The organism is Allosalinactinospora lopnorensis, assembly GCF_000981225.1.
GTDB lineage: Bacteria > Actinomycetota > Actinomycetes > Streptosporangiales > Streptosporangiaceae > Allosalinactinospora > Allosalinactinospora lopnorensis.
In genome coordinates, this window is sequence record NZ_LAJC01000040.1 from 23,645 (window position 1) to 44,867 (window position 21,223).

Annotated in this window: 32 protein-coding genes; 30 read left to right on the plus strand and 2 right to left on the minus strand. The window is 65.8% G+C overall.

Going from position 1 to position 21,223, the window contains the following annotated elements; translation table 11 throughout:
• Positions 1–56 precede the first annotated feature (56 nt).
• The gene (locus VS93_RS15435; RefSeq protein WP_156184859.1) at positions 57–1,319 is read left to right on the plus strand and encodes a cation:proton antiporter domain-containing protein; all 1,263 of its coding nucleotides are present in this window, start codon (positions 57–59) and stop codon (positions 1,317–1,319) included.
• A 7-nt stretch (positions 1,320–1,326) separates the two neighbouring features.
• On the opposite strand, the gene VS93_RS29225 is transcribed toward VS93_RS15435, so the two are convergent.
• Together VS93_RS29225 and VS93_RS15445 are read right to left on the minus strand one after the other, a co-directional pair.
• Positions 1,327–1,572 carry a hypothetical protein gene (locus VS93_RS29225; RefSeq protein ID WP_046470626.1) on the minus strand — a complete coding sequence of 82 codons (246 nt, stop codon included), beginning with the start codon at positions 1,570–1,572 and terminating at the stop codon, positions 1,327–1,329.
• Between the two features lie 180 nt (positions 1,573–1,752).
• Positions 1,753–2,139 carry a VOC family protein gene (locus VS93_RS15445; protein ID WP_046470627.1) on the minus strand — a complete coding sequence of 129 codons (387 nt, stop codon included), beginning with the start codon at positions 2,137–2,139 and terminating at the stop codon, positions 1,753–1,755.
• A gap of 201 nt (positions 2,140–2,340) precedes the next feature.
• On the opposite strand from VS93_RS15445, the gene VS93_RS15450 reads away from it, so the two are divergent.
• The 29 genes from VS93_RS15450 (at position 2,341) to map (ending at position 21,131) form a co-directional block, all read left to right on the plus strand.
• On the plus strand, positions 2,341–3,168 hold the full coding sequence (locus tag VS93_RS15450) for a glutaminyl-peptide cyclotransferase (protein ID WP_201776657.1): 828 nt from the start codon (positions 2,341–2,343) through the stop codon (positions 3,166–3,168).
• Positions 3,169–3,632: 464 nt separating this feature from the next.
• Positions 3,633–4,004, plus strand: a complete 372-nt coding sequence (gene rpsL / locus VS93_RS15455; RefSeq protein WP_046470629.1) for a 30S ribosomal protein S12 — start codon at positions 3,633–3,635, stop codon at positions 4,002–4,004.
• 2 nt (positions 4,005–4,006) lie between these two features.
• A complete protein-coding gene (gene rpsG / locus VS93_RS15460; RefSeq protein ID WP_046470630.1) occupies positions 4,007–4,477 on the plus strand; it encodes a 30S ribosomal protein S7 in 471 nt (156 codons plus the stop codon).
• Positions 4,478–4,522: 45 nt separating this feature from the next.
• The gene (gene fusA, locus VS93_RS15465; RefSeq protein ID WP_046470631.1) at positions 4,523–6,637 is read left to right on the plus strand and encodes an elongation factor G; all 2,115 of its coding nucleotides are present in this window, start codon (positions 4,523–4,525) and stop codon (positions 6,635–6,637) included.
• Between the two features lie 51 nt (positions 6,638–6,688).
• Positions 6,689–7,882 (plus strand): elongation factor Tu, encoded by a 1,194-nt coding sequence (tuf, locus tag VS93_RS15470; protein WP_046470632.1) that lies wholly within the window; start codon positions 6,689–6,691, stop codon positions 7,880–7,882.
• Between the two features lie 254 nt (positions 7,883–8,136).
• Entirely contained in the window at positions 8,137–8,445 is a 309-nt protein-coding gene (gene rpsJ / locus VS93_RS15475; protein WP_013156110.1) for a 30S ribosomal protein S10, read from the plus strand.
• Positions 8,446–8,458: 13 nt separating this feature from the next.
• Positions 8,459–9,109, plus strand: a complete 651-nt coding sequence (rplC, locus tag VS93_RS15480; protein WP_046470633.1) for a 50S ribosomal protein L3 — start codon at positions 8,459–8,461, stop codon at positions 9,107–9,109.
• 3 nt (positions 9,110–9,112) lie between these two features.
• The gene (gene rplD / locus VS93_RS15485; RefSeq protein ID WP_046470634.1) at positions 9,113–9,784 is read left to right on the plus strand and encodes a 50S ribosomal protein L4; all 672 of its coding nucleotides are present in this window, start codon (positions 9,113–9,115) and stop codon (positions 9,782–9,784) included.
• The gene (gene rplW, locus VS93_RS15490; protein ID WP_046470635.1) at positions 9,781–10,071 is read left to right on the plus strand and encodes a 50S ribosomal protein L23; all 291 of its coding nucleotides are present in this window, start codon (positions 9,781–9,783) and stop codon (positions 10,069–10,071) included. The genes rplD and rplW overlap by 4 nt, the downstream gene beginning before the upstream one ends.
• Positions 10,072–10,127: 56 nt before the next feature.
• Positions 10,128–10,961, plus strand: coding sequence for a 50S ribosomal protein L2 (gene rplB / locus VS93_RS15495; protein WP_046470636.1), 834 nt, complete (start codon positions 10,128–10,130; stop codon positions 10,959–10,961).
• A gap of 12 nt (positions 10,962–10,973) precedes the next feature.
• Complete coding sequence (gene rpsS / locus VS93_RS15500; RefSeq protein ID WP_046470637.1) at positions 10,974–11,252, plus strand: 30S ribosomal protein S19; 279 nt, start codon at positions 10,974–10,976, stop codon at positions 11,250–11,252.
• A gap of 70 nt (positions 11,253–11,322) precedes the next feature.
• A complete protein-coding gene (gene rplV, locus VS93_RS15505) occupies positions 11,323–11,700 on the plus strand; it encodes a 50S ribosomal protein L22 (protein ID WP_046470638.1) in 378 nt (125 codons plus the stop codon).
• Positions 11,700–12,533 (plus strand): 30S ribosomal protein S3, encoded by an 834-nt coding sequence (gene rpsC / locus VS93_RS15510; RefSeq protein ID WP_046470639.1) that lies wholly within the window; start codon positions 11,700–11,702, stop codon positions 12,531–12,533. The genes rplV and rpsC overlap by 1 nt, the downstream gene beginning before the upstream one ends.
• Before the next feature lie 3 nt (positions 12,534–12,536).
• Positions 12,537–12,953, plus strand: a complete 417-nt coding sequence (gene rplP / locus VS93_RS15515) for a 50S ribosomal protein L16 (RefSeq protein ID WP_046470640.1) — start codon at positions 12,537–12,539, stop codon at positions 12,951–12,953.
• 73 nt (positions 12,954–13,026) lie between these two features.
• Positions 13,027–13,281 (plus strand): 50S ribosomal protein L29, encoded by a 255-nt coding sequence (rpmC, locus tag VS93_RS15520; RefSeq protein WP_046470641.1) that lies wholly within the window; start codon positions 13,027–13,029, stop codon positions 13,279–13,281.
• Complete coding sequence (gene rpsQ / locus VS93_RS15525; RefSeq protein ID WP_046470642.1) at positions 13,278–13,556, plus strand: 30S ribosomal protein S17; 279 nt, start codon at positions 13,278–13,280, stop codon at positions 13,554–13,556. Before rpmC ends, rpsQ begins: the two co-directional genes overlap by 4 nt.
• 104 nt (positions 13,557–13,660) lie before the next feature.
• Positions 13,661–14,029 (plus strand): 50S ribosomal protein L14, encoded by a 369-nt coding sequence (gene rplN / locus VS93_RS15530; RefSeq protein ID WP_046470643.1) that lies wholly within the window; start codon positions 13,661–13,663, stop codon positions 14,027–14,029.
• A gap of 3 nt (positions 14,030–14,032) precedes the next feature.
• Positions 14,033–14,338: a 50S ribosomal protein L24 gene (gene rplX / locus VS93_RS15535; protein WP_046470644.1), complete on the plus strand. Its 306-nt coding sequence runs from the start codon at positions 14,033–14,035 to the stop codon at positions 14,336–14,338.
• A complete protein-coding gene (gene rplE / locus VS93_RS15540) occupies positions 14,338–14,931 on the plus strand; it encodes a 50S ribosomal protein L5 (RefSeq protein ID WP_046470645.1) in 594 nt (197 codons plus the stop codon). The genes rplX and rplE overlap by 1 nt, the downstream gene beginning before the upstream one ends.
• A gap of 13 nt (positions 14,932–14,944) precedes the next feature.
• The gene (locus VS93_RS15545) at positions 14,945–15,130 is read left to right on the plus strand and encodes a type Z 30S ribosomal protein S14 (RefSeq protein WP_046470646.1); all 186 of its coding nucleotides are present in this window, start codon (positions 14,945–14,947) and stop codon (positions 15,128–15,130) included.
• Between the two features lie 260 nt (positions 15,131–15,390).
• Entirely contained in the window at positions 15,391–15,789 is a 399-nt protein-coding gene (gene rpsH, locus VS93_RS15550) for a 30S ribosomal protein S8 (protein ID WP_046470647.1), read from the plus strand.
• A 16-nt stretch (positions 15,790–15,805) separates the two neighbouring features.
• A complete protein-coding gene (gene rplF, locus VS93_RS15555; RefSeq protein ID WP_046470648.1) occupies positions 15,806–16,342 on the plus strand; it encodes a 50S ribosomal protein L6 in 537 nt (178 codons plus the stop codon).
• A gap of 2 nt (positions 16,343–16,344) precedes the next feature.
• Complete coding sequence (rplR, locus tag VS93_RS15560) at positions 16,345–16,731, plus strand: 50S ribosomal protein L18 (protein ID WP_046470649.1); 387 nt, start codon at positions 16,345–16,347, stop codon at positions 16,729–16,731.
• 51 nt (positions 16,732–16,782) lie between these two features.
• Positions 16,783–17,385: a 30S ribosomal protein S5 gene (gene rpsE / locus VS93_RS15565; RefSeq protein ID WP_046470650.1), complete on the plus strand. Its 603-nt coding sequence runs from the start codon at positions 16,783–16,785 to the stop codon at positions 17,383–17,385.
• Positions 17,386–17,387: 2 nt separating this feature from the next.
• On the plus strand, positions 17,388–17,573 hold the full coding sequence (gene rpmD, locus VS93_RS15570) for a 50S ribosomal protein L30 (protein WP_046470651.1): 186 nt from the start codon (positions 17,388–17,390) through the stop codon (positions 17,571–17,573).
• Entirely contained in the window at positions 17,570–18,037 is a 468-nt protein-coding gene (gene rplO / locus VS93_RS15575) for a 50S ribosomal protein L15 (RefSeq protein WP_046470652.1), read from the plus strand. The genes rpmD and rplO overlap by 4 nt, the downstream gene beginning before the upstream one ends.
• 304 nt (positions 18,038–18,341) lie before the next feature.
• On the plus strand, positions 18,342–19,655 hold the full coding sequence (secY, locus tag VS93_RS15580; RefSeq protein ID WP_046470653.1) for a preprotein translocase subunit SecY: 1,314 nt from the start codon (positions 18,342–18,344) through the stop codon (positions 19,653–19,655).
• Positions 19,656–19,666: 11 nt separating this feature from the next.
• Positions 19,667–20,305, plus strand: a complete 639-nt coding sequence (locus tag VS93_RS15585) for an adenylate kinase (protein ID WP_046470654.1) — start codon at positions 19,667–19,669, stop codon at positions 20,303–20,305.
• A gap of 1 nt (position 20,306) precedes the next feature.
• The gene (map, locus tag VS93_RS15590; RefSeq protein ID WP_046470655.1) at positions 20,307–21,131 is read left to right on the plus strand and encodes a type I methionyl aminopeptidase; all 825 of its coding nucleotides are present in this window, start codon (positions 20,307–20,309) and stop codon (positions 21,129–21,131) included.
• Positions 21,132–21,223 lie beyond the last annotated feature (92 nt).

Here is a 21,223-nt window from a genome sequence, read left to right on the forward strand (position 1 = left end):
GCCCCGTGATCGGTGAGAATGCGGGGGTACGCTCGGGGGAGCCTGGGGGCGATGGGGTGACGGCGTTCGACGTCGGGCTTACGGCGATCGGGGCGACGGTCCTGGTGCTGGGCCTGCTGTCCGGGCCGATCAAACAGCACTTCCTGTCCGGCCCGCTGCTCGCCCTCCTTCTAGGGGTCCTGCTGGGTCCGGAGGTCCTGGGCCTGCTCACGCCGGCCGAACTGGGCGAGGAGACCGTCCTTCTGGAACGGCTTTCCCAGCTCACGGTCGCTGTGTCGCTGATGGCCATCGCCCTGCGCCTGCCCCGCGACTATCTGCGCACGCACGCCCGATCGCTCGCCATCGTGCTGGGACCGGTCATGATCGCCATGTGGCTGGTGAGCGGGCTCCTCGCCTACGCGGTCCTCGCGGTCCCGCTCTGGGTGGCGCTGCTGGTGGGGGCCGTCATAGCGCCGACCGATCCGGTGATCTCCAGCACCATCGTCCAGGGGTCCGAAGCCGAGCGGAACCTCCCCGCGCGGATGCGGCATTTCCTCTCCGCTGAGGCGGGGGCCAATGACGCGTTGAGCTATCCGCTGGTGTTCCTGGCGGTTCTGATGCTGACGCTGCCCCCGAGCGACGCGCTGTCGGAATGGCTGCTGAGGGTCATGCTGTGGGAGGTGCTCTTCGCCGTGGTGTTCGGCGGCGCACTGGGGTACGCGGCCGGGCGGGCGCTGAGGTGGGCGCACCGGAGCGATCGCGTGGCCCGGACCTCCTACATCGTCTTCAGCCTCTCGCTGACCGTCACCGTGCTCGGCGCGACCGAGCTGGCGAAGACCAACGGTCTGCTCGGCGTGTTCGTCGCCGGGCTCGTGTTCCGAAACGTCATCTCCGAGCAGGAGGACCGGGACGAGGAACAGGTCCAGGAGGCGGCCAACGACTTCTTCCTGCTTCCCGTGTTCGTCCTGCTCGGTATCACGCTGCCCTGGCAGGAGTGGGCCGAGCTGGGCTGGCGTGGTCCCGTGCTGGTCGTCGCCGTTCTCCTGCTCCGCCGCCTGCCCGCCTTCCTGGCGTTGGGGCCGTTCATGAGGTCTGTCCACGGCGTGCGGGAGGCCGCATTCCTCGGCTGGTTCGGCCCGGTAGGCGCCGCCGCGCTGTTCTACGCCAGCCTGTCGGTCCGCGAGACGCCGACCAATCTGGCATGGACGGTGGGCAGCCTCGTCATCTGCGCGTCGGTGCTCGTACACGGGGTGACGGCGACGCCGCTCACCCGGCTGTTCGGGCGGAGGGCCGGAAAGGGGGCCGCGGACCGCTCCGGGACGCCCCGGCCGGAAACGTAGCGGCCGGTCACGCGTCGGGGGAAGCGCGGGTGTGCCGCCGCATGAGCGCGGCAACGGGCAGAGTGAGAGCGGAGAGGCCGACCAGCGAGGCGAACGCCAGGGGGTGGCCGCTCTGCGGCACCTCGGGCACCGCAGCAGCGAGCGGTGGGCGGCGCGCCTGGCCCGGCTGCCGAGTCCTCCCCCGCCGCGCGCGTTCGTCGAGGCGTTCCTCGCCGAGGCGCTTCCCACCGACGAGCAGAGCCGCACTTTCCATCCCGTGTGGGCCTCGTACTCGGTGCTGGCCATGACCGATCAGTGTCAGGAGTCAAGAAGTCGGCAGAGTTTGATCTTGCTCGGGTCGGGATTCTGCGTCTTTGGAGGGGCTCCTCATCGTGTTCGCGTGAGCGTGGGTAGGCGAGGCGGAAGTAGGTCTGGCGCGGTGTGCGGCCTCCGATCAGGGGCGGCGGCCCGCAAGGACGCAGAACTCGTTCCCCTCTGGGTCGGTGAGTACGACCCAGCTCTCATCGCCTTGGCCGACGTCGGCGTGTCGAGCACCTAGATCGAGCAGGCGACGGACCTCTTCGTCCTGCTCCCTGTCGGCTGGGTTGACGTCGAGGTGGAGCCTGTTCTTGACGGTCTTGCCCTCGGGCACGTGCGCGAATGTCAACGTCGGTGGCACTGGGCCAAGGTGGTTCTTGCCTTCAGGCCCCATAGGGAGGCCAATTGTGACAATTCCGTCGTCTTCGTCTTGCACCTCGTAGTCAAGGACCGAGCACCAGAACCGGGCGAGACCGCCTGGATCGGCACAGTCGATCGCAAGCTCGGTGAACTTACTGGTCATGTCAGGACCTCCCGGTCAAGTAGCGGGTCAGCCAAAGGCCACACGCTAACCGCAGTGTTCGACGGCGAGGGCGTTGCCGTCGCCGACGGTGGCGCGGTAGAGATGTTCGTACTTCAGCGTGCCGAAGAACCGCTTAACGGAACCGGTTCTCTTAGGGTGGTGTCCCCTTGCCGCGCTTCGGAACGGAATCGGGTAGGAGCCGTGCCTCCACTGTGCCGATGGACGGGAGCCACGGTGATCGCGGGGGCGCTGATCGCGCTTCCGGTCGCCTCCCTGTCGAAGGAGAGGGAGCCGGCGGCCACCGCCACCGATGTGGAGCGCCTCCGGGTCGAGGTCGTCGAAAGCCACCCGCACGATACGGGGGCCTTCACCCAGGGGCTGGAGCTGCGTGGCGAAGCGCTGTACGAGAGCGCCGGCCGCTACGGCGAGTCCGACGCCCGCATCGTGGAGCCGGAGACCGGAGCGGTCGAGCGCCGTGCGGAACTCCCCGACAGCGCTTTCGGCGAGGGACTCACCCTCGCCGGCGACACTGTGTGGCAGCTCACCTGGCGCGAGGAGACCGCGATCCGGCGCGACGCCGAGACGCTGGAGGAGACCGGGCGGGCGGACTACTCCGGCGAGGGATGGGGACTGTGCCACGACCGGGAAGGCGACCGGCTGGTCATGAGCGACGGGAGTGCCGAGCTGACCTTCCGCGACCCGGAGACGTTCGCCCCCTTGTCCTCCACCCGGGTGACGTTCGGGGGCGAGCCGCTGGAGAGGATCAACGAACTGGAGTGCGCCGACGGCGCGGTGTGGGCCAACGTGTGGCCCACCGACGAGATCGTGCGGATCGACCCGGAGAGCGGGGAGGTCGAGGCCGTGGTGGACGCCTCCGGGCTGCTGTCGGAATCCGAGCGCTCCCAGGCCGACGTCCTCAACGGCATCGCGGTGGTTCCGGGCAGCGACACCTTCCTGGTCACCGGAAAACTGTGGCCTCGGATCTTCCTGGTCAGGTTCATCCCCGGTGAGCCGCCGTCCTCCGGGTGAGAGGCGGCTCACCGGGGACTCGTCCGGGCCGGCTCCCGCCACCGGCCGCCGCCCCGTTCCAGGCGCGGTGCCGGAAAACCAACGCGAGCACTCGTGCGGACCGCGTACACTAGAAGAGACCTACGGCAGCATAGGGCGTAGAAGGGCGTGTGCCGGAGTTCACGGTCGCCGTTTTGACCGGGCAGACCGGCTTCGGTACGCTCTAACTTCGTGCCCGTGAGTCAACGGGTCACACGTGCGCGCTTTTGAACCGTCCCGAGGGGCGGTGGACCGAGAGCGGTGCGTGATACCTCCTCCCACGACAATCGGCCGCCAGGCGGGCTTACTCGGATCCCGCATGCGTGGGACAGATGGCGACACGCCCGGATGCGGGGGTCGGGGGGAACGGGAAATCCAGCAGGTCATCGATAGCGATATCGGCTAAGAGAACCGGCGTAGGTCACGAGGAGAAGTACGGAGACGCTGTGCCCACCATCCAGCAGCTGGTCCGCAAGGGCCGACAGGACAAGGTCGCGAAGAACAAGACCCCGGCGCTGAAGGGGAGTCCGCAGCGTCGTGGTGTGTGCACGCGTGTTTACACCACTACGCCGAAGAAGCCGAACTCCGCGCTGCGCAAGGTCGCCCGTGTGAAGTTGAGCAGCGGGACCGAGGTCACGGCCTACATTCCCGGCATCGGGCACAACCTGCAGGAACACTCCATCGTGCTCGTGCGTGGTGGCCGTGTGAAGGACCTGCCGGGTGTCCGGTACAAGGTCGTCCGCGGGTCACTCGACACCCAGGGCGTCCGTAACCGCAAGCAGGCGCGCAGCCGTTACGGCGCTAAGAAGGAGAAGTAAGCATGCCGCGCAAGGGCCCGGCGCCAAAGCGCCAGCTGATCACCGACCCGGTCTACGGATCGCCGCTGGTGACCGCACTGATCAACAAGGTGCTGCTGGACGGTAAGCGCTCCATCGCCCAGAGCATCGTCTACGACGCTCTCGAGGGTGCTCGGGAGAAGACCGGCCAAGACCCGCTCGTGGTTCTGAAGCGTGCGCTGGACAACGTGAAGCCCGCCCTCGAGGTGCGCAGCCGCCGAGTCGGTGGCGCCACCTACCAGGTGCCGGTCGAGGTCCGTGCCTCCAGGAGCACCACGCTCGCCCTTCGGTGGCTGGTCACGTACGCGCGCAAGCGCCGCGAGAAGTCCATGACCGAGCGCCTCATGAATGAGCTGGTCGACGCCAGCAATGGTCTGGGCGCCAGCGTCAAACGTCGCGAGGACACCCACAAGATGGCGGAGTCCAACAAGGCTTTCGCTCACTACCGTTGGTAATCCCGCGGCCTATTCGATACCTGAGACCGAGAGAAGACAAGCCAAATGGCTACCACTGCTCTTGACCTTGCCACGGTCCGCAACATCGGGATCATGGCGCACATCGACGCGGGCAAGACCACGACGACTGAGCGGATCCTCTTCTACACCGGCGTGAACTACAAGCTCGGTGAGGTCCATGACGGCGCCGCCACCATGGACTGGATGAAGGAGGAGCAGTCGCGCGGGATCACGATCACGTCCGCCGCGACCACCACTCACTGGGACGACCACACCGTCAACATCATCGACACGCCCGGCCACGTGGACTTCACGGTCGAGGTCGAGCGCTCGCTGCGTGTGCTCGACGGCGCGGTCGCGGTGTTCGACGCCAAGGAAGGTGTGGAGCCCCAGTCCGAGCAGGTGTGGCGGCAGGCTGACCGCTACGGCGTTCCGCGGATCTGCTTCATCAACAAGATGGACAAGATCGGTGCGGAGTTCCAGCGCTGCGTCGACATGTTCTCCGACCGTCTCGGCACCACGCCGATGCCGATCCAGTTGCCGATCGGGGCCGAAGCCGACTTCAAGGGTGTCATCGACCTCGTCCGGATGAAGGCCTACGTCTGGAACGACGAGGCCGCCAAGGGCGAGATGTACGACACCATCGACATTCCGGAATCGCACGTCGAGGCGGCGCGCGAGGGGCACGACAAGCTCATCGAGATCCTGGCCGAGGCCGACGACGAGATCATGGAGCTCTACCTGGAGGGCGAGGAGCCCACCATCGAGCAGATCGTGCCGGCCATCCGGCGCGCCACGATCGCCGGCACCGCGATTCCGGTCCTGTGCGGCACCGCGTTCAAGAACAAGGGCGTGCAGCCCCTGCTGGACGCGATCGTCGCCTACCTTCCCTCGCCACTGGACGTCAGCGCCATCACCGGCCACGACCCCAAGGACGAGAAGCAGGAGGCCGCCCTCTCCCGCAAACCGAGCGAGGAAGAGCCCATGTCCGCTCTGGTCTTCAAGATCATGAGCGACCCGCACCTGGGTAAGCTGACCTACCTGCGCGTCTACTCCGGTGTCATCGAGACCGGCACACAGGTGTTGAACTCGGTGAAGGGCCGCAAGGAGCGCATCGGCAAGATCTACCGGATGCACTCCAACAAGCGCGAGGAGATCGACCGCGTCGGCGCGGGCGACATCGTCGCCGTCATGGGACTGAAGGACACCACGACCGGCGAGACGCTGTGCAGTGCGGCGCAGCCGATCGTCCTGGAGTCGATGTCCTTCCCCGCGCCGGTCATCCAGGTCGCCATCGAGCCGAAGACGAAGAGCGACCAGGAGAAGCTCTCCATCGCCATTCAGCGGCTCGCCGACGAGGACCCGTCCTTCCAGGTCTCCACGGACGAGGAGACCGGCCAGACGGTCATCGCCGGTATGGGTGAGCTGCACCTGGAGGTACTCGTCAACCGGATGCGCGACGAGTTCAAGGTCGAGGCCAACATCGGCAAGCCGCAGGTGGCCTACCGCGAAACCATTCGCAAGAAGATCGAGAAGGTCGAGTACACCCACAAGAAGCAGACGGGTGGCTCGGGCCAGTTCGGTCGTGTCGTCATCGACCTCGAACCGCTCGTGGCCGATGGTGAAGGCGACAGCGCCGGTTACGAGTTCGTCAACAACATCACCGGCGGCCGCATCCCGCGGGAGTACATCCCGTCGGTGGACGCCGGATGCCAGGAAGCCGCGGAGTTCGGTGTCCTCGCCGGGTACCCGATCGTGGGCATCAAGGTGACGCTGCAGGACGGCCAGTACCACGACGTGGACTCCTCCGAACTCGCGTTCAAGGTCGCCGGTTCCATGGCCTTCAAGGAGGCGGCACGCAAGGCCAAGCCGGTCCTGCTGGAGCCGGTGATGGCGGTCGAGGTCACGACGCCCGAGGACTACATGGGCGATGTGATCGGCGACCTGAACAGCCGTCGGGGACAGATCCAGTCCATGGAGGAACGCTCCGGCGCACGGGTCGTCAAGGCGCAGGTGCCCCTGTCAGAGATGTTCGGCTACGTGGGTGACCTGCGCAGCCGTACGCAGGGTCGAGCACAGTACACGATGGTGTTCGACACCTACGCGGAGGTCCCGTCCAATGTCGCCGAAGAGATTGTGGCGAAGGCGCGCGGCGAGTAACCGCGACACGTAACCAGTTAGCTAGCAACCCGTACGTCTAGGAGAAATCCAGTGGCGAAGGCTAAGTTCGAGCGGACCAAGCCGCACGTAAACATTGGCACCATCGGTCACATCGACCACGGTAAGACCACACTTACCGCCGCCATCACCAAGGTCCTGCACAACGCGCTTCCGGAGCTCAACCCGTTCACGCCGTTCGAGGACATCGACAACGCTCCCGAGGAGAAGGAGCGCGGCATCACGATCTCCGTGGCGCACGTCGAGTACCAGACCGAGCAGCGCCACTACGCTCACGTGGACTGCCCCGGTCACGCGGACTACGTGAAGAACATGATCACCGGTGCCGCGCAGATGGACGGCGCGATCCTGGTCGTCGCCGCCACCGACGGTCCGATGCCGCAGACCAAGGAGCACGTCCTGCTGGCCCGCCAGGTCGGCGTCCCCTACATCGTCGTCGCCCTGAACAAGGCCGACATGGTCGACGATGAGGAGATCTTCGACCTGGTCGAGCTGGAGGTCCGCGAGCTCCTCAACGAGTACGAGTTCCCGGGCGACGAGGTCCCCGTCGTCAAGGTCTCCGCGCTCAAGGCGATGGAGGGTGACGAGACCTGGGGACAGCAGGTCATGGAGCTCATGAAGGCTGTCGACGAGCACGTCCCGAACCCGGAGCGCGACGTCGACAAGCCGTTCCTGATGCCGATCGAGGACGTCTTCTCGATCACCGGCCGCGGCACGGTCGTCACCGGCCGCGTCGAGCGCGGTATCATCAACGTCAACGAGACGGTCGACATCGTCGGCATCAAGGAAGAGAAGCAGACGACGACCGTCACCGGCGTTGAGATGTTCCGCAAGCTGCTCGACCAGGGCCAGGCCGGTGACAACGTCGGCCTGCTGCTGCGCGGCATCAAGCGCGAGGACGTCGAGCGCGGCCAGGTCGTCATCAAGCCGGGCACGACCACCCCGCACACCGAGTTCGAGGCGCAGGTCGTCATCCTGTCCAAGGACGAGGGCGGCCGTCACACGCCCTTCTTCAACAACTACCGGCCGCAGTTCTACTTCCGCACCACGGACGTCACCGGCGTCGTCACGCTGCCCGAGGGCACCGAGATGGTCATGCCGGGCGACAACACCGAGATGTCGGTTCAGCTGATCCAGCCGGTCGCCATGGAAGAGGGCCTGAAGTTCGCCATCCGCGAGGGTGGCCGGACCGTCGGCGCGGGCCGCGTCACGAAGATCATCAAGTAGCACCAAACGCGAGAGGCGGTGCCTCCACGGCGGCATCGCCTCTGGGGCGGTCGGGCCGGAGATCGGCTCGGCCGCCACACCATGAACGACGTCATCGGGCTCTGTAGCGGTGATGCGCCTCAGGGGACAGCCCTGTAGCAGTTTCTCAGGTGAATAGGGCCTCAAAACGACAAGGGCAGCCTCTGCAGGGCACAGGGCCGGTCAATCGGTACCGCGCCTCTACGGACACTGAAGCGAAGGACGAAAAGGCCACCATGGCGGGACAGAAGATCCGCATTCGGCTCAAGGCCTATGACCACGAGGTCATCGACAGCTCGGCTCGCAAGATCGTCGAGACCGTGACGCGGACCGGCGCGCAGGTCGCTGGCCCGGTGCCGTTGCCGACGGAGAAGAATGTTTACTGTGTCATCCGTTCGCCGCACAAATACAAGGACTCGCGTGAGCATTTCGAGATGCGCACGCACAAGCGGCTGATCGACATTATCGACCCGACGCCGAAGACCGTCGATTCGCTCATGCGACTCGATCTTCCGGCCGGCGTCGACATCGAGATCAAGCTGTAAGGGACGCACAGACATGGCCACCAAGCAGATCAAGGGAGTTCTGGGCGAGAAGCTCGGCATGACCCAGGTCTTCGACGACGCGGGCAGGATCGTGCCCGTGACGGTCCTGAAGGCCGGTCCGTGCGTCGTGACCCGCGTCCGGACTCCGGATACCGATGGCTACTCCGCCATCCAGCTCGGCTACGGGCAGATCAACCCGCGCAAGGTGAACAAGCCGCTCGGCGATTACCTGCGCAGGCATGGTCTGACCCCGCGCCGGCACTACGTCGAGGTACGCACGGCCGACGCCCCCGAGTACGAGCTTGGGCAGGAAGTGAGTGCCGACGCGTTCGAGCCCGGCCAGAAGGTCGATGTCACGGGCAAGAGCAAGGGCAAGGGCTTCACCGGTGTGATGAAGCGCCACGGCTTCCACGGCCTCGGCGCCTCGCACGGTACCCAGCGCAAGCACCGCTCTCCCGGGGCCATCGGCGGCGCCGCCACTCCGGCGCGCGTGTTCAAGGGGACGAAGATGGCCGGACGCATGGGCAACACGCGCAAGACCGTCCAGAACCTCCTCGTGCACCAGGTTGACGCCGAGAAGGGGATCATCCTTGTCAAGGGTGCGGTGCCCGGTCCCAACGGCGGGCTGGTGCTCGTCCGCACCGCCGTGAAGGGGGACAACTAAGCCATGGCGACGATCAAGGTCACGAACCCCGATGGTGCGGCCGGACGGAGCGTCGAGCTCCCGAGCTCGATCTTCGAGCAGCAGGTGAACATCCCGCTGATCCACCAGGTCGTCATCGCGCAGCAGGCCGCTGCCCGCCAGGGGACGCACTCCACGAAGACCCGCGGTGAGGTCCGCGGCGGTGGCAAGAAGCCGTACCGGCAGAAGGGCACCGGCCGCGCTCGGCAGGGCTCCATCCGCGCCCCGCAGTTCGTCGGCGGTGGCACGGTGCACGGGCCCAAGCCCCGCGACTACAGCCAGCGCACGCCCAAGAAGATGAAGGCCGCCGCTCTGCGCGCGGCTCTCTCGGACCGGGCGCGCCACGGCCGGGTGCACATCGTCAGCGAGTTTCTCGCCGAGGACACGACCAGCAAGCGCACCCAGACCGCGCAGAAGGCGCTGCGCCAGGTCACCGAGTCCCGCAAGGTGCTGGTGGTCCTGGACCGCAACGACAAGCACAACCGTCTGGCGCTGCGCAACCTGGACGAGGTGCACATCCTCGACGCCGGTCAGGTGAACACCTACGACGTCCTGAAGTCGGACGACGTCGTCTTCACCGAGCGCGGTTACGAGGAGTTCCTGGCTCACGCGGCCGGCACCTCGCAGGCCGCGACGTCTCAGGAGGACGACCAGTGAGGATCCCCGACCCTCGGGACATCATCATCGAACCGGTGATTTCCGAGAAGAGCTATGGGCTGCTGGACGAGAATAAGTACACGTTCATCGTCCGGCCCGACGCCAACAAGACGCAGATCAAGATCGCGGTCGAGAAGATCTTCGATGTGAAGGTCACCAGCGTGAACACGATCAACCGTCCGGGCAAGCGTAAGCGGACGCGTTTCGGTTACGGGAAGCGGCCCGACACCAAGCGCGCGATCGTGAGCGTGCAGGAAGGGGACCGGATCGACATTTTCGGTGTCTGATCCCGTCCGCTTGACCGCTTCGAACCAATTACCACGCAAAGGAATGCGCGAAGAAGATGGGCATTCGTAGACACAAGCCGACGACGCCGGGGCGCCGCGGTTCGAGCGTGAGCGACTTCGTCGAAATCACACGCTCGGAACCGGAGAAGTCCCTGGTCCGTCCGCTTCACTCCAAGGGTGGTCGCAACGGCCACGGCCGTATCACCGCACGCCACCAGGGCGGGGGGCACAAGCGTGCCTACCGCGTGATCGACTTCCGCCGCCACGACAAGGACGGCGTTCCCGCGAAGGTCGCGCACATCGAGTACGACCCGAACCGGACCGCGCGGATCGCTCTGCTGCACTACGTCGACGGGGAGAAGCGCTACATCCTCGCCCCGGCCGGCCTGAAGCAGGGCGACAAGATCGAGAACGGCCCGAAGTCCGACATCAAGCCCGGCAACTGCCTCCCGCTGCGCAACATCCCCACGGGTACGTTCGTGCACGCGGTCGAGCTGAAGCCGGGCGGCGGCGCGAAGCTGGGCCGCTCCGCTGGTTCGCAGATCCAGTTGCTGGCCAAGGAAGGCAAGTACGCAACGCTGCGCATGCCCTCCGGTGAGATGCGCCAGGTCGAGATCACCTGCCGCGCCACGGTCGGGCAGGTCGGCAACGCCGAGCAGTCCAACATCAACTGGGGCAAGGCCGGCCGCATGCGGTGGAAGGGCAAGCGCCCCTCCGTCCGCGGTGTGGTCATGAACCCGGTCGACCACCCCCTCGGCGGCGGTGAGGGCAAGAGCTCGGGTGGACGCCACCCGGTCAGCCCTTGGGGCAAGCCCGAGGGGCGCACCCGGAAGCCGAAGAAGGCCAGCGATCGGCTCATCGTGCGTCGGCGTAGCAAGAAGAAGCGGTAAGGAGCACGTCTGATGCCACGTAGCCTAAAGAAGGGCCCCTTCGTCGATCACCACCTTCTCAAGAAGGTGGAGGACCAGAATCAGAAGGGCACCAAGAACGTCATCAAGACGTGGTCGCGGCGTTCCATGATCATCCCGGAGATGATCGGGCACACGATCGCCGTCCACGACGGTCGCAAGCACGTTCCGGTGTTCGTGTCCGAATCGATGGTCGGCCACAAGCTCGGCGAGTTCGCTCCCACGCGCACTTTCCGGAGCCACGTCAAGGAGGACCGCCGTAGCCGCCGTTAGCGGTTGCAGCAGGAGTAAGAGCCATTTCCCCACGGTGCGTGGGGGTGATTTCCGTGAGCGAGGGAAAGCGATGGGAACGAGGGCACAGGCACGGTACGTCCGTGTTACGCCCCGAAAGGCCCGCCGGGTGGTGGACCTTATTCGCGGGTTGCCCGCTGACGAGGCACAGGCGGTACTCCGGTTCGCGCCCCAGACGGCGAGCGAACCGGTGGGCAAGGTGCTCGCGAGCGCCATCGCCAATGCCGAGCACAACGACAAGCTGGACCGCGAGACGCTGGTGGTTAGCCGCACCTGGGTGGACGAGGGTCCGACCCTGAAGCGGATTCGGCCGCGAGGCTTCGGCCGGGCATTCCGGGTCACCAAGCGGACGAGCCACATCACTGTGGTCGTCGAGCCGAAGGAGACCGCGGGCGCCTCGTCAACCAAGACGAAGGAAAGGACCCGATAGTGGGGCAGAAGGTCAACCCGCACGGGTTCCGGCTGGGTATCTCCACCGATTTCAAGAGCCGGTGGTACGCCGACAAGCTGTACAAGGACTACGTCAAGGAAGACGTGGCCATCCGCCGGCTGCTCAACCGCGGTATGGAACGTGCCGGAATCTCCAAGGTGGACATCGAGCGCACCCGCGACCGTGTCCGCGTCGACGTGCACACCGCACGGCCGGGCATCGTCATCGGCCGGCGGGGCTCGGAGGCGGACCGCATCCGCGCCGACCTCGAGAAACTGACGAAGAAGCAGGTTCTGCTGAACGTCTTCGAGGTCAAGACGCCTGAGATCGACGCTCAGCTCGTCGCTCAGGGCGTCGCGGAGCAGCTGTCGAGCCGGGTCGCGTTCCGTCGGGCGATGCGTAAGGCGATGCAGAGCGCGATGAAGAGCGGCGCCAAAGGCATCCGCATCCAGTGCGGAGGCCGTCTCGGCGGCGCTGAGATGTCGCGTTCGGAGTTCTACCGCGAGGGCCGCGTGCCGCTGCACACCCTGCGCGCCGACATCGACTACGGGTTCTTCGAGGCCCGGACGACGTTCGGTCGCATCGGTGTGAAGGTCTGGATCTACAAGGGCGACGCCCCGCAGACCCGGGCTGAGCGCGAGGCCGCCCAGGCCGCGCAGCGCACTCCGGGCGGTGGCGGTGGTGGCGGCGGCCAGCAGCGCCGCGAGCGTTCGCAGCGCCGGCGCCGTGGCGGCCAGCAGCAGGGCGGCCAGGGCCAGCAGTCGGAGGCCAAGTCCGGCGCGTCCGCCGAGGCGGCGCAGGGCGCCGAGAACTCCGGGAAAGAGGGGAGCTGACCGATGCTCATTCCTCGCAAGGTCAAGTACCGCAAGCAGCACCACCCGGACCTCAGCGGTCGCGCCAAGGGTGGCACGAAGGTCAACTTCGGTGAGTACGGCATCCAGGCGCTGGAGGCCGCCTACGTCACCAACCGGCAGATCGAGGCCGCCCGTATCGCCATGACACGGCACATCCGCCGTGGCGGCAAGGTGTGGATCAACATCTTCCCGGACCGGCCCATGACCAAGAAGCCCGCCGAAACCCGCATGGGTTCCGGTAAGGGTTCGCCCGAGTGGTGGGTCGCGCCGGTCAAGCCCGGGCGCGTGATGTTCGAGCTCTCGGGTGTGGCGGAGCCGGTGGCCAAGGAGGCCATGCGCAGGGCGATGCACAAGCTGCCGATGAAGTGCAAGTTCGTGAAGCGCGAGGTGTGGGAGTAATGATGCGTGCGATGCACGGGCTCCCGTCACCGGGCTTTGAGAAGGCAAGCAGTAAGCGCGAAGTGGAGGCGTGATGGCGAAGTCCCTGACCGCCCGGGAGCTTCGGAGCCAGTCCGTGGAGGACCTGGTCGACAAGCTCAAGGAGGCGAAGGAAGAGCTGTTCAACCTCCGCTTCCAGGCCGCCACCGGGCAGCTGGACAACCACAGTCGGCTGCGCACCGTGAAGCGTGAGATCGCCCGGATCTACACGGTGATGCGGGAGCACGAGCTCGGCATTGTGCCGCTTGCTGGTGAGTCGGCTGAGAAGACGAAGGAAGCGGCCGAATGAGCGAAACCAACAAGCAGACTGCCGCGCGTAACTACCGTAAGGTGCGCGAAGGTTATGTCGTCAGCGACAAGATGTCGAAGACTGTCGTTGTCGAGGTGGAGGACCGCGTGAAGCACTCGCTTTACGGCAAGGTCATCCGCCGCACCACGAAGTACAAGGCCCACGACGAAGCGGAGACCTGCGGCGTCGGCGACCGGGTGCGCATGATGGAGACCCGGCCGCTCTCCGCGACCAAGCGCTGGCGCGTCGTGGAGATCCTGGAGAAGGCTAAGTAGACCCCTGCCTCGGCGGCCGGTTCTCGACCGGAGTCGGCCGCCCAAGGGGTGAGACCACCTAGCATGCGCGGGCATCGGCTCGTGCGCAGTTATCAGGAGCAGACGTGATTCAGCAGGAGTCGCGACTCAAGGTCGCCGACAACACGGGGGCAAAGGAGATCCTGACCATCCGTGTCCTTGGCGGCTCGGGTCGGCGCTACGCGGGCATCGGCGACACCATCGTGGCGACGGTGAAGGACGCCCTTCCCGGCGCCGGCGTGAAGAAGGGCGATGTCGTCAAGGCCGTGATCGTGCGCACCAGGAAGGAGCGCCGCCGGCCCGACGGCTCCTACATCCGCTTCGATGAGAACGCCGCCGTGCTCATCAAGGACGGCGGGGACCCGCGAGGCACCCGTATTTTCGGCCCGGTCGGTCGTGAGCTGCGGGACAACAGGTACATGCGCATCATCTCGCTAGCGCCGGAGGTGCTCTAGGCGATGAAGATCAAGAAGAACGACGAGGTCATCGTCATCGCCGGCAAGGACAAGGGTGCCACCGGGAAGGTCATCAGGGCTCTTCCCAAGGAGCAGCGTGTCGTCGTCGAGGGCGTCAACCTCATCAAGAAGCACAAGAAGGCCAACCCGGCGGGCGGTCAGCAGGGCGAGGTCGTCACCAAGGAGGCGCCGATCCACGTGAGCAATGTCGCGCTCGCGGAGAACGGCAAGCCTGCCCGTGTCGGTTACCGCTTCGAGGAAGACGGAACGAAAGTTCGGATCTCCCGCCGTACCGGTAAGGACATCTGATGACGGTTACAACTGACGACAACGCCACCAGTGCCTCCGAGGCCCGGCCGGTTCCCCGCCTCAAGGAGAAGTACCGCTCCGAGATCGTTTCGGGACTCCGCGAGGAGTTCGGTTACGGCAACGTCATGCAGATCCCCAAGGTGACCAAGATCGTGGTCAACATGGGGATCGGCGAGGCGGCTCGCGACGCGAAACTGATCCAGGGCGCGGTCGCCGACCTGTCGGTGATCACCGGGCAGAAGCCGAAGATCAACCGGGCGAAGAAGTCGATCGCGCAGTTCAAGGTGCGCGAGGGCATGCCGATCGGCGCCAGCGTCACGCTGCGCGGCGACCGGATGTGGGAGTTCCTCGACCGCCTGCTCTCGCTGGCGCTTCCCCGGATCCGCGACTTCCGTGGGCTGTCCCCGAACCAGTTCGACGGCCAGGGCAACTACACGTTCGGTCTGACCGAGCAGGTGATGTTCCACGAGGTCAACCCGGACAAGATCGATCGGCCCCGGGGTATGGACATCACGGTCGTCACCTCGGCGGCCACCAATGACGAGGGCCGGAGCCTGCTCAAGCGGCTCGGTTTCCCGTTCAAGGAAGCCTGAAAGGTGACGACAGATGGCTAAGAAGGCACTGATCGCCAAGGCGAACCGGAAGCCGAAGTTCGCCGTTCGCGGATATACTCGATGCTCGCGGTGCGGTCGTCCGCGCGCCGTTTACCGGAAGTTCGGCCTCTGCCGGATCTGCTTCCGCGAGATGGCGCACCGGGGCGAGCTCCCGGGCATCACCAAGGCCAGCTGGTAAATCCCTTCCGGGCCGGTCCTATTCGGGACCGGCCCCGGGATTGCCGCTGTCCGCGGCAGTTCGATCAAGCGGCCGGTAGGACCCGCCGCGCGAAAGCATTCACAAGACAGTTAACCGATCGGGCACGATACCGGAGGCTCCGGTATGGTGCCCACGACCACGCCGTAGGTCCTAGAGGAGTCGGTGCGCCAGCGAGCGTGCACGAACAGGCTCAGGCACCTGCCCTTGGGGAAACCGCGGCGAGGAAGGGCCAATCGGCCATGACGATGACCGACCCCATCGCAGATATGCTCACGCGTCTGCGCAACGCGAATTCGGCATACCACGACACCGTCAAGATGCCGTATTCCAAGATCAAGGCACACATCGCCGAGATCCTCCAGCAGGAGGGCTACGTCCAGGGCTGGCGCACCGAGGACGCCCCGGTTGGTCAGAGCCTTGTGGTGGAGCTCAAGTACGGGCCCACTCGGGAGCGTTCGATCGCCGGCGTCCGCCGGGTCTCCAAGCCGGGTCTGCGGGTCTACGCGAAGAAGGACAACCTTCCGCGGGTCCTGGGTGGCCTCGGCGTGGCCATCATTTCGACGTCCGGTGGCCTCATGACCGACAAGCAGGCCAAGAAGCGCGGCGTGGGCGGCGAAGTCCTCGCCTACGTTTGGTAAAGGGAGAGATTTCAGCATGTCGCGTATCGGTCGACTGCCGATCTCGGTCCCGAAGGGCGTCGAAGTCACGATTGACGGGCAAGACGTCAAAGTCAAGGGGCCGAAGGGCGAACTGAGCCACACCGTGACCGAACCGATCACCGTCTCACAGGAGGACGGCACGATCACGGTCACGCGTCCGGACGACCAACCCGAGAACCGCTCGCTGCACGGGCTCACCCGTGCCCTGCTCGCGAACCTCATCGAGGGCGTCTCAAAGGGCTTCATCAAGACCCTGGAGATCCACGGTGTGGGGTACCGCGTCCAGTCGAGGGGCTCCAACCTGGAGTTCTCCCTGGGCTACAGCCACCCCATCACGGTGGAGCCGCCGGACGGCATCACCTTCCGGGTGGAGAAGCCGACCGTGCTGCACGTCGAGGGCATCGACAAGCAGCTCGTGGGTCAGGTTGCCGCGAACATCCGTAGTCTGCGCAAGCCCGACCCGTACAAGGCCAAGGGCGTGCGATACCAGGGCGAGCGGATCCGCCGCAAGGCCGGAAAGGCTGGTAAGTGAGCATGGCGAAGAGCACGTTGCGGCCCCGGAAGGGCGCAGCCACGCGCGCGGCTTCCCGTGCGCGGCGGCATCTGCGCGTCCGCAAGAAGGTCTCGGGTACGGTCGAGCGTCCGCGCCTGGTCGTCACCCGCTCCTCCAAGCACATGGTCGCCCAGATGGTGGACGACACCAGGGGAGTTACCGTGGTCTCGGCGTCCACGATGGATCCGGTGATCCGCAGCTCCGAGAAGACCAAAACCGAGAAGTCGAGGCAGGTCGGCGAGCTGCTGGCGCAGCGTGCCAAGGACGCCGGAATCGGCGCGGCCGTCTTCGACCGCGGGGGTTACCGCTACCACGGCCGTGTCGCCGCGGTGGCTGACGGCGCGCGCGCCGGCGGACTGGAGTTCTGATCAGATGAACTCAGTCCAGGGCAAGAACTACGACGAGAAGAGGAACCACTGATGGCTGCAGCTCCGCGGCGCGGCGCCGGTGGCGAGCGGCGAGACCGCCGCGACGATCGCCGCGGCGGCGCCGCAGACAAGGGTGTCTCCTATATCGAGAAAGTCGTGACCATCAACCGGGTCGCCAAGGTCGTCAAGGGTGGTCGGCGTTTCAGCTTCACCGCCCTGGTCGTCGTCGGTGACGGCAACGGCATGGTCGGCGTGGGTTACGGCAAGGCCAAGGAGGTCCCCTCGGCGATCGCCAAGGGGGTCGACGAAGCGAAGAAGAACTTCTTCCGGGTACCGCGTATCCAGGGCACGATCACGCACCGGGTGCAGGGAGAGGAGGCCGCGGGCGTCGTCCTGCTGCGCCCCGCTGCGCCCGGTACCGGTGTCATCGCCGGCGGTCCGGTCCGTGCGGTGCTGGAGTGCGCGGGCATCCACGACGTCCTCAGCAAGTCGCTGGGGTCGGCGAACCCGCTGAACATCGTGCACGCGACCGTGGCCGGGCTCAAGCAGCTGAAGCGTCCCGAGGAGATCGCCGCACGCCGCGGTATGCCGCTCGATGACGTCGCGCCGGCCGCCATGCTGCGCGCCCAGGCGGAAACGAAGGCGGGTGCCTGACCATGGCGAAGCTGAAGATCACGCAGGTCCGCTCGAAGATCGGCGGCACCCAGAAGCAGCGCGACAGCCTCCGTTCGCTGGGCCTCGGCCGGATCGGCAAGTCTGTTTCGCGTGAGGACCGTCCTGAGGTTCGCGGGCAGATCAACGTTGTCGCGCACCTCGTCTCTGTCGAGGAGGACAACTCATGAGTAATGAGTACTCCACCGACGAGCCGCTCAAGCTCCACCACCTCCGTCCGGCAGCCGGTGCCAACAAGGCCAAGATCCGCAAGGGTCGCGGCGAGGCTTCCAAAGGAAAGACGGCGGGACGCGGTACCAAGGGGACGAAGGCTCGTTCGACCGTTCCGGTGGGTTTCGAGGGCGGTCAGATGCCGCTCATCCGCCGGGTTCCCAAGCTCAAGGGTTTCAGCAACGCCCGGTTCAAGACGGTCTACCAGGTCGTCAACCTGGACAAGCTGAGCGAGCTCTACCCGAACGGAGGCGAGGTCACCGTCGAGGACCTGGTCGCCAAGGGAGCGGTTCGCAAGAACAAGCCTGTCAAGGTGCTGGGCACCGGCGAGATCTCGGTGGCGGTGCAGGTGAGCGCGCACGCGTTCTCCGTCTCCGCCAAGGAGAAGATCGCCGCGGCCGGTGGCAGTGTCACCGAGCGCTAGGAAGCGACATCCGACCTATGCGTTCATGGGGCGCCCGTTTGGTTACACCCACTAGATTGGGGCCACGCGGGCGCCTCTGTGCGCTTTGCCAGCCCGGGACCGGGAGGACCTTCCGGGAGCGGCCGGCTACCGGCTGTGAGCTCGAAGATCCTCCCATCCCGGTGGATGGCTGTTACAGTGCCATCTGCTTGATTGATGACTTCCGGGCCCCGGGCAGCCGCCCGGTGCTGACGCTATACGACGATTCAGGATCGGCCGCGATGTCTCGAATCGGTTCCGCCGCCGAAGCCTCGCAGGAGGAGACGTGCTAGGTGCGTTCGTCCGTGCGTTCCGCACGCCTGACCTGCGTAACAAGCTGCTGTTCACACTGTTCATCCTGACGATCTTCCGGCTGGGATCGGTGATCCCCGCACCGGGCATCAACTCAGCGGCGATCAGGGAGCAGATGGAGGCGGTGCAGGCCGCCGACACGTCCGGCATTTACGCGCTGGTCAATCTGTTCAGTGGTGGCGCACTACTGCAGCTTGCGGTCTTCGCGCTGGGCATCATGCCGTATATCACTGCGAGCATCATCATCAACCTGCTCACAGTGGTCATCCCGCGACTGGAGACGCTGAAGAAGGAAGGCCAGGCGGGACAGAGCAAGATCACCCAGTACACGCGATATCTGACCCTGGCTCTGGCGATTCTCCAGTCGACGAGCATCGTCGCGATGGCCCGCACCGGGCAGCTGTTCCAAGGGCAGATCCCGGTGCACACCTACATGCCCAACCAGGACATCCTGACCCTGGTGACCATCGTCTTCGTGATGACGGCCGGTACCGGCATCATCATGTGGTTCGGTGAACTGATCACCGAGCGCGGTGTCGGAAACGGCATGTCGTTGCTGATCTTCACCCAGGTGATCGCGGTCTTCCCGTCCTCCATCGCGGGTCTGTGGGAAGAGGAGGAGACCTGGCTGTTCACCCTCATCTGCGTCGCGGGCCTGGTGCTGATCACCGGTGTGGTCTTCATGGAGCAGGCGCAGCGCCGGATCCCGGTGCAGTACGCCAAGCGGATGGTCGGCCGGCGGATGTACGGCGGCAGCTCCACCTACATTCCGCTGAAGGTCAACCAGGCCGGCATCATCCCGGTCATCTTCGCCTCCTCGCTGCTGTACCTGCCGCAGCTCGCCATCGGCCTTATGGGCGAGGACTCCGAGAACCGCGTGGTGCGGTTCCTCCAGGACTACTTCGTCACGGGTACGCACCCGGTGTACATGGCCACGTTCTTCTTCCTGATCGTGGGCTTCGCGTTCTTCTACGTGGCCATCACTTTCAACCCCGCCGAAGTCGCCGAGAACATGAAGAAGTACGGTGGGTTCATCCCGGGCATTCGTCCGGGGCGTCCGACCGCCGAATATCTCGACTACGTGCTGACTCGGCTGACGACCCCCGGTTCGCTGTACCTGGGTCTGATCGCTCTACTGCCAATGATCGCCCTCGGATCGGCAGGCGCCTCTGGGGGGTTCCCATTCGGTGGTACGAGCATCCTGATCATGGTCGGTGTCGGGCTGGACACGGTGAAGCAGATTGAGAGTCACCTCCAGCAGAGGAACTACGAAGGTTTTCTGCGATAGTGCGTGCCGTATTGGTAGGGCCCCCTGGGGCCGGTAAAGGTACCCAAGCCCAGATCTTGGCGTCAGAATTGTCGATCCCGAAGGTGTCCACCGGTGACATCTTCCGTGCCAACGTCAGCGGTGGCACGGAGCTTGGTAATCAGGCCAAGACGTACATGGACCGCGGTGAACTCGTTCCCGACGAGGTCACCAACGCGATGGTCCGCGACCGCCTGGCGCAGGACGACGCCAAGGCCGGCTTTCTGCTGGACGGCTTCCCGCGCAACGTGGCGCAGGCCGAGACCCTGAACAAGATCCTCGGCGAGCTGGACGAGCTGCTCGACGTCGTGCTCGAACTCAGGGTCGACAAGGAGGAGGTCGTCAAGCGACTGTCCGGTCGTCGTTCCTGCCGGAACTGCGGCCACGTGCAGCACGTGGACTACGATCCCCCGAAGACCGAGGGCGTCTGCGACTCCTGCGGGGGCGAGCTGTTCCAGCGCGATGACGACCGAGAGGAGACCATCCGCCGCCGGCTGGAGGTCTACGACGAGCAGACCGCGCCGCTGGTCTCGTTCTACGACAACGAGGGTCTCCTCGTCCCGATCAAGGCCACCGGGCCGGTGGAGGACGTCACAGCGCGGGCCATGGAAGCCCTGCGGAGCCGGACCTGACATGTTCCGCAGAGCCGACCCCTCGGTCCAGTTGAAGACTCCGGAGCAGGTGCGGAAGATGCGGGAGGCGGGCCGGATCGTGGCCCGCACCCTGGAGGAGCTTCGGAACACCGCCCGGCCCGGCATGACGACGCTGGATCTCGACGCCATCGCCGAGCGCAGCATCCGCGATGCCGATGCCGTGCCGTCCTTCAAGGGCTACCACGGTTTCCCCGGGTCGATCTGCGCTTCGGTGAACGAAGAGGTGGTGCACGGCATCCCGCGGGACACCAAGGTCCTGCAGAACGGCGACATCATCTCCGTCGACTGCGGGGCGATCCTCGACGGGTGGCACGGCGACTCCGCGATCACGATCGCGATCGGCGAGGTGAGCGCGGAGGACCATCGGATGATGCAGGTCTGCGAGGAAGCGATGTGGCGGGGTATCGCCGAGATGCGGCTGGGCCGGCACCTCGGTGATATCGGCCACGCGATCGAGAGCTACATACGGTCGCAGGGCAGGTACGGCAACGTCCAGGAGTACGGCGGCCACGGAATCGGCACCGAGATGCACATGGACCCGCATGTGCTCAACTACGGCAAGCCGGGCAAGGGCATGAAACTGACCAAGGGCATGTGCCTGGCGATCGAGCCCATGACGAACCAGGGCACCCGGCACGTGGCGTCGCTGAGCGATGAATGGACCGTGGTCACCCGCGACGGCAAGCGGTCGGCGCACTTCGAGCACTCGGTGGCGGTCACCGCCGACGGGCCGCTGGTCCTCACCGCCCGCGAGGAGAACCGCGTGAAGATCGCCGAACTGGGTTTCCCTGATCCCGGTTTCTGAAAGGGTCCAACCGGTGCCCGGCCCCCAGCGGTGGCAGGCTTCCTCGGCTACGCTGGCGCTTAACGGCCATCCGGCCGGAAAAGCCGGGATCG